Annotated in this window: 3 protein-coding genes; 2 read left to right on the forward strand and 1 reads right to left on the reverse strand. The window is 63.7% G+C overall.

The annotated features are described in order from the left end of the window. Positions 1-183: 183 nt before the first annotated feature. Both AC0AP0_RS07815 and AC0AP0_RS07820 read left to right on the forward strand, forming a co-directional pair. Positions 184-942 carry an exonuclease domain-containing protein gene (locus AC0AP0_RS07815; protein WP_211120773.1) on the forward strand — a complete coding sequence of 253 codons (759 nt, stop codon included), beginning with the start codon at positions 184-186 and terminating at the stop codon, positions 940-942. Between the two features lie 208 nt (positions 943-1,150). Continuing rightward, complete coding sequence (locus AC0AP0_RS07820; RefSeq protein WP_490430056.1) at positions 1,151-2,719, forward strand: Mur ligase family protein; 1,569 nt, start codon at positions 1,151-1,153, stop codon at positions 2,717-2,719. A gap of 183 nt (positions 2,720-2,902) precedes the next feature. On the opposite strand, the gene AC0AP0_RS07825 is transcribed toward AC0AP0_RS07820, so the two are convergent. Further along, positions 2,903-6,056 (reverse strand): AAA family ATPase (locus AC0AP0_RS07825; RefSeq protein ID WP_490430057.1); only part of this gene is annotated, 3,154 nt, incomplete at its 5' end.

Consider the following 6,056-nt stretch of genomic DNA (forward strand, 5'->3'; position numbering starts at 1 on the left):
AGGCGCATGGCCTGTCGGTAAAGCACATCCACCGCAGGCATGGCCAGGGCCTCGAATTGACGTTTTCTGCTTTCGAGCTTGCTGGTATCTGCCACACCCCTATTGTGCCATCCCCCCTCGCCCGTCGCGGTTCCGACCCGGTCGCTCCTCGGTTACCATAAAGACTGAGGAGAAATCACGCTTATGGAAAACACCGAGTACACAAGCATGGAGCAGGCGCTTCAGTCGGCCCCGCAACAGGAGGGGTCGACACGCCTAGGGGACTCCTGGCTTCTGGGGTTCGACACCGAGACCACGGGCACCAAACCAGGCAAAGACGGCATTGTTTCGGCCAGTCTGGTTCTGCGCGACCCGACCAAGGGCTACGCAGGGGATGTGGTAGCCACCTGGATAGTCAATCCGCACCGGCATATCAGCAAGGGGGCCAGCAGGGTCAACGGGTTCACCGATGATCAGCTGGCTACCGAGGGCATGGAGCCTGAGCTGGCCACCGAACAGATGGCCGGATTCATCGCCCGCGCCCAGAACAAGCGCATCCCCCTGCTGGCCTACAACGCCCCCTTCGACGTACAGATGCTGGACGGGGACATCGCCCACTGGTGCGCAGGGTCGGTCAAGCCCCTGAGCGAGGGGGATCTGCTGGTGGTGGACCCTCTGGTCCTGGACAGGGAGATCTCCCACCGGTCGGGCCGCCGCACCCTGGGAATGACCAGCGAGTACTACGGCGTCATCCCCCATGGCAACTTCCACAATGCCACGGCGGATACGGTGGCGGCCGTGGATCTGATCAAGCCCATGACCACCCTCTTCCCTCAGGTGGCCCGAATCACCATGGACTCCCTTATGGACTGGCAGCGGCAGGCACAGGCCAAGTGGCGGGACCAGTTCAACCAGCACCTGATTTCACAAGGGCGCCGACCGGTCACTGACAACTGGCTCTGACCCCGGCCCTGATGATGCCCACAGGCCTCTGCCTGGAAATGCAGAGCAAGGGGCGGTCATGATGAGCGGCTACCCGCATTTGACCATTCAGTCAAAGGGTCGCCGGACCCGCCTTCTTCGGCCTCAACGGGGTTATAGACTTGGGTCTGGTCTCGGTCAGATCTCCTATCGGGACAGGCACAACCCAACGGACAAGGGGGAAGACGGCATGGCGCTGACGATGGCTTCGACCTTGGAGCTACTGCACGAACATGATCAGCTGCGCGAGGTGATCCAAGGCGACCGGTGGACTTTGGATTCGCCCAAGGATATCCAGCCATCCAGGCCCTTCACCGATGTCACCTACGACACCCGTCAGGCGGGACCTGGCAGCCTGCTCTTCTGCAAGGGACACTTCCGGCCTGAATATCTGGATTCTTGCGGCCCGAAAGGACCGGCGGCCTACGTGGCCCAGCAGGATCTGTCCGCACACACCAAAGCTCCGGGTATCATCGTCAACGACGTGCGCAAATCCATGAGCCTGCTGGCCTCAGCCTTCTATGGCCGCCCCCAGGACCGGCTGACCCTGGTGGGAATCACCGGCACCAAGGGCAAGACCACCACTGCCTACTTCCTGCAGGCCATGCTCTCCAGGCTCTCCGGGGGCCGCGCCGCCCTGCTCTCCTCGGTGGACAACTGCCTGGACGGCCGACACTATCAGGAATCCCAGTTGACCACCCCCGAGTCGCTGGACCTCTTCCGCATGATGCGCCATGCGGTGGATGCGGGCATGCGCTACATGGTCATGGAGGTCTCCTCCCAGGCATACAAGGTGGACCGGGTCTATGGGCTGACCTTCGATCTGGGGGCATTCCTGAACATCTCCCCAGACCACATCAGCCCCATCGAGCATCCCAGTTTTGAGGACTATTTCTACTGCAAGCGCCGCATAACCTACAATAGCCGGCAGCTGGTCCTGGGAGCCGATACGCGCGGAGCCGACCTGATCCGTCAGGATGCCCGCGCCGCCGGAGTTCCAGTGACCACCTTCGGCGATGGAACTCGACAGGCCGACTTCCTGGTCCGCAAGGCTCCCGGTGAGGGCGACGACTACCTGATAGGGCCCTCCGACGGAGCCCTGCGACCGGTCAGTCTGTCCATGGACGGGGATTTCAACGCCTTGAACGCGGCCGCCGCCCTGGCCATGCTGACCCGTCTAGGTCTGGAGCCTGATTCCGGAGCCATCCAGGCCATGGGGAACGTCAGAATCGCCGGCAGGATGGAACGCTTCAAGGCCGACAACCGGGTGGTTTACGTCGACTACGCCCACAACAAGGCCTCGGTCACAGCTCTTCTGAATTTTGTAGATGAGCGCTACGGCGAGCGTAAACCCCTGATTACTCTGGTTTCCGGTTCCGCTGGCGGCAAGGCTATCGATCGCAGGGAGGGCATCGTCAGCGCCGCCCAGGACCGTGTCGATCGGCTGATCCTGACCGCCGACGATGAGGACGGAGAGAGCTCGGACCAGGTGGACCAGCAGATGCTGGGCTTTGTGACCAACCCCAACCTGGATGTCAGCATCGAGCCGGACAGGGCCCAGGCCATCAAGCAGGCCGTAGGGGATCCGGGTCGGCCAGGGGACCGTTTGCGCGTCACCCTGGTCATCGGCAAAGGCGAGGAACGCTGGATCAAGAAGGACGGCAGCCACGTGCCCTATGAGGGCGACGACCATGTGGTAGCTCGCCTGCTGGGTACGAAAAGCTACAATCTGGGAGCCACCGGAACAGCCCAAGGATGACTATCCCGACAAACTTCTAAAACGGGAATCCGATGCCCCGTGGCAGAACGGGACGCACGACCACCTGGTAGGTACTTTCAAATAGATCAAAGAATTCCAGCCGGTCATACAGGGCAGAGAGGGATCCCGCCATGCCGCAGCGGCCCATCGTGGACTCTCAGGCGGTCCTGACACAGGTCAACCTTAATCGGGTTCGGACTCTTCGCGACCTGAACGATCCGGATCCTTCAGCCGCTGGGAGATGACGGCCGTCACCCCGTCCCCCCGCATGGTGACCCCATAAAGAGCGTCAGCGATGCCCATGGTCCGTTGCTGGTGGGTGATAATGATCAGCTGGGCATGCTCCCGCAGCTGCTCGAAGGCCTTGAGCAGCCTGGTCAGGTTCACGTCGTCCAGGGCGGCCTCGACCTCGTCCATGACATAGAAGGGGCTGGGCCGGGCCGTAAAAATGGCCAGAAGCAGGGCCAGGGCCGTCAGCGACCGCTCTCCACCCGAAAGCAGGGATAACCTGCGGACCTTCTTGCCGGCCGGACTGGCCTCGACCAGAACGCCGGTGGTCAGAAGGTCGTCCGGGTCCTCCAGCCGCAGTCGCCCGCGCCCGCCTGGGAAGAGGGTAGCGAAGATACGCTCGAAGGCCTGGGCGGTGTCGTCGAAGGCCTCCTTGAAGACTGTGACCATGGTCGAATCCAGATCCTTGACCAAGGCCATCAGGTCATCCCGTGAGCCTATTACATCCTGACGCTGCTCGTGCAAGTAGCGGTTGCGGGACTCTAGAGCCTCGTATTCCTCGGTTGCCAGCGGGTTGACCTTGCCTAGGGCGGCCAGGTCCCGCTTGGCCCTGGCCAGTCGTTTCTCCTGCTCACCGCGCCGGTAGGGCACTGTTTTGAAAGCTGGCGAATCCCCGCCTTCGCCCATCCCCTCCTGATCCAAGGGCACCGGGTTGCCCTCGTCATCCAGAACAGGAACCGGACGGTCGGGGCCATATTCGCGGATCAGTTCCTCCGGCTCCATGCCCAGGTCATCCTGGATGCGCTGACGCAGACGGCCGTCTTCACCTGCCAGACGCTCCCGCTCCAGGTCCAGACCGTGCTCATCCTGGCGCAGACCGGCCACCTTGGGTTCCAGAGCGTCCCTGCTGGCACGCAGATCTGTCAGTTCCTTGTCATGGGCCGAGGCCTTGGCCCTGAGCTGATCCCGGCGGCGGGCAGCACGCTCCATCCTCTCCTTGATCAGCTGGGCCAGCAGGTCTGCCCTGAGAGCGATCAGCCCCAGGGAAGCCATGCCAGCCTTGCGCCGGCGATTCTCCTCACCTATTCGCTGACGATGGCGTTCGGCCTGCTCGGCCTGATCCCGCAGCAGATCGATCTGACGCAGCAGGGAGGCATGCCGCCGGTCGCTCTCGGTCCAGGTCAGCTTGGCTTCCATCTCGGCAGTGCGGGCCTGGTCCAGAGCCGTCTCCAATTCATGCTGCCGGTCTTCCATGCCCTCCGGGTCATCAGAGTCAGATTCCCCGTCTTCCTGGGCACGGGCCAGGCCGGCCTTGAGATCTTCCAGTTTGAGTTCGAGGGTGCGCACCTGGTCGCGCACCTGGGCCAGCCGGTCATCCAGATCCTTGACTCCGGCCTGGGCTCGATCAGACTCCTTGCGGGCTGCCGCCAGATCCCGGGCGGCCTGCTCAGCCTTGACCCGGGCCTCAGTGCACTGGTTGCGCGCCTCCTGAAGCTTCTGCTCTGCCTGCTCAAGGACGGCACGTGCCGCTTCCATCTGGGGCTGCAGTGTTTTGGATTCCTCCTGGAGGGCCTCCACCTGCGCCAGGACCTTATCCCTACGCGCGGTCAGCGCCAAGTCGCTGGTGGCTGGAGCGGATCCACCTACGGCGCCTACCCGGTCGTAGAGGTCGCCCAGGCGAGTCAGCGCCTGTTGCCATCCGTCCTCCAGGGCATGACGGGCCTGATCACCGTCATTGACGGCAGCTGTAGAGGCCAGCAGACTGCGGACAGCATCCAGCACCACCTGGGCCCGGTCAGGATCGGAAGGATGTTCCCGCAGGGTCACTAGGTCGGCGGCCGGCCGCCAGGGGCCGTCACCATGCCTTACGCCTGCACCTTTGATCGGGCCTGATGCCGAGATCAGCGCGGCGCGTCCCAAGCGATCCTGGCGGGCCTGCTCCAGGGTTCGATCGACCGTCTGCTCATCCTTGGCCACCAGGGCCGAGGCATAGTCATGCAGGGCCTGGGCCAGGGGCTCCTCCCAGCCATCCTCTACTCGGACGAAGTCGGTCAGCAGGCCCAGTAGGGCCGGATCCCCGGCCTGGGACAGGGCCTCGCCGGCGCCGCGATGGTCCAGCGTGTCCGCCAAGGCATCAGCCTTGGCCTGAGCAGAGATGGCATCGGACTGAATTCGACGTTCCCGCTCCTGAAGATCGTTGAGTCTGCTGCGGGCCTGGTCCCTGACCTGACCCGCCTGATCCAGGGCCTGTCTGCCGTCCTGCTCAGGGTTTTCCTCCTGATTATCCAGATCTCGCACCCGGTTTCTAGCAAGCTCCAGGCCTTCCCTGACCTGATCCTGCTGGCGGGTCAGGTCGCGCTCACGCTGCCTGGAAAGTTCCAGGGCCGATTCCTCCTTGGCCACCAGCTGCGCCAGGTCACCAAGCCGAGCCTGTCGCTTCCTGGCAGCCTGCCGCAGCTCGGTCATGGTCTGCCGGTGAGCGGCCAGCCGCCGCTCCAGATCCGCACGGGCTTGAACGCAGCCATCCAGGGCGATCCGGTCGGCTCCGACCTGGCCCTCCTCCTGGTCGGCCTGGCCCTTGAGCTCGTCAGCCCGCCGCCTGAGCACCCCAGGATCCTGACCCTGATCAGCCACCATGCCCGCCTCCAGCGAACGGCTGCGCTCCCTGGCCAGGGATGCCAGGGACCCGGCACGCTCACCGAGCTTGGTCAGGTCATTCCACTGCTGGTTGACCGCATCCAGGGCCGGACTGGACTGCCTATCCAGCCCCTCCAGCTGTTCGATGCGCAGCTTGACCCTGGTCAGGTCCTCCTGTCCCCTGGCCAGCCGCCCCCGGGTCTCAACCATCTGCGAGCGCAGATCCTCCAGCTTTTTCTGCGAAGTCAGAGCATCATCGGCATGGATACGAGCCTGGGCGTCTCGCATACTGACCTGGATCATGTCTGCCCGGCGGGAGACCTTGGCCTGGCGACCCAGCGGTCCCAACTGCCGATGAATCTCGCCAATCAGATCATCCAGACGGGAAAGGTTGGCCTCGGTGTTGGCCAGCTTGTGCAGGGCCCGTTCCTTGCGCTTGCGGTGCTTGAGGATGCCGGCCGCCTCCTCGATG

The sequence above is a fragment of the Bifidobacterium sp. POST2/T3 (B1) genome (assembly GCF_058197115.1).

Excerpts from the sequence above, each read along its gene's own strand:
- AC0AP0_RS07815 (WP_211120773.1), top strand. The coding sequence starts at position 184 with ATGGAAAACACCGAGTACACAAGCATGGAGCAGGCGCTTCAGTCGGCC.
- AC0AP0_RS07820 (WP_490430056.1), top strand. The coding sequence starts at position 1,151 with ATGGCGCTGACGATGGCTTCGACCTTGGAGCTACTGCACGAACATGAT.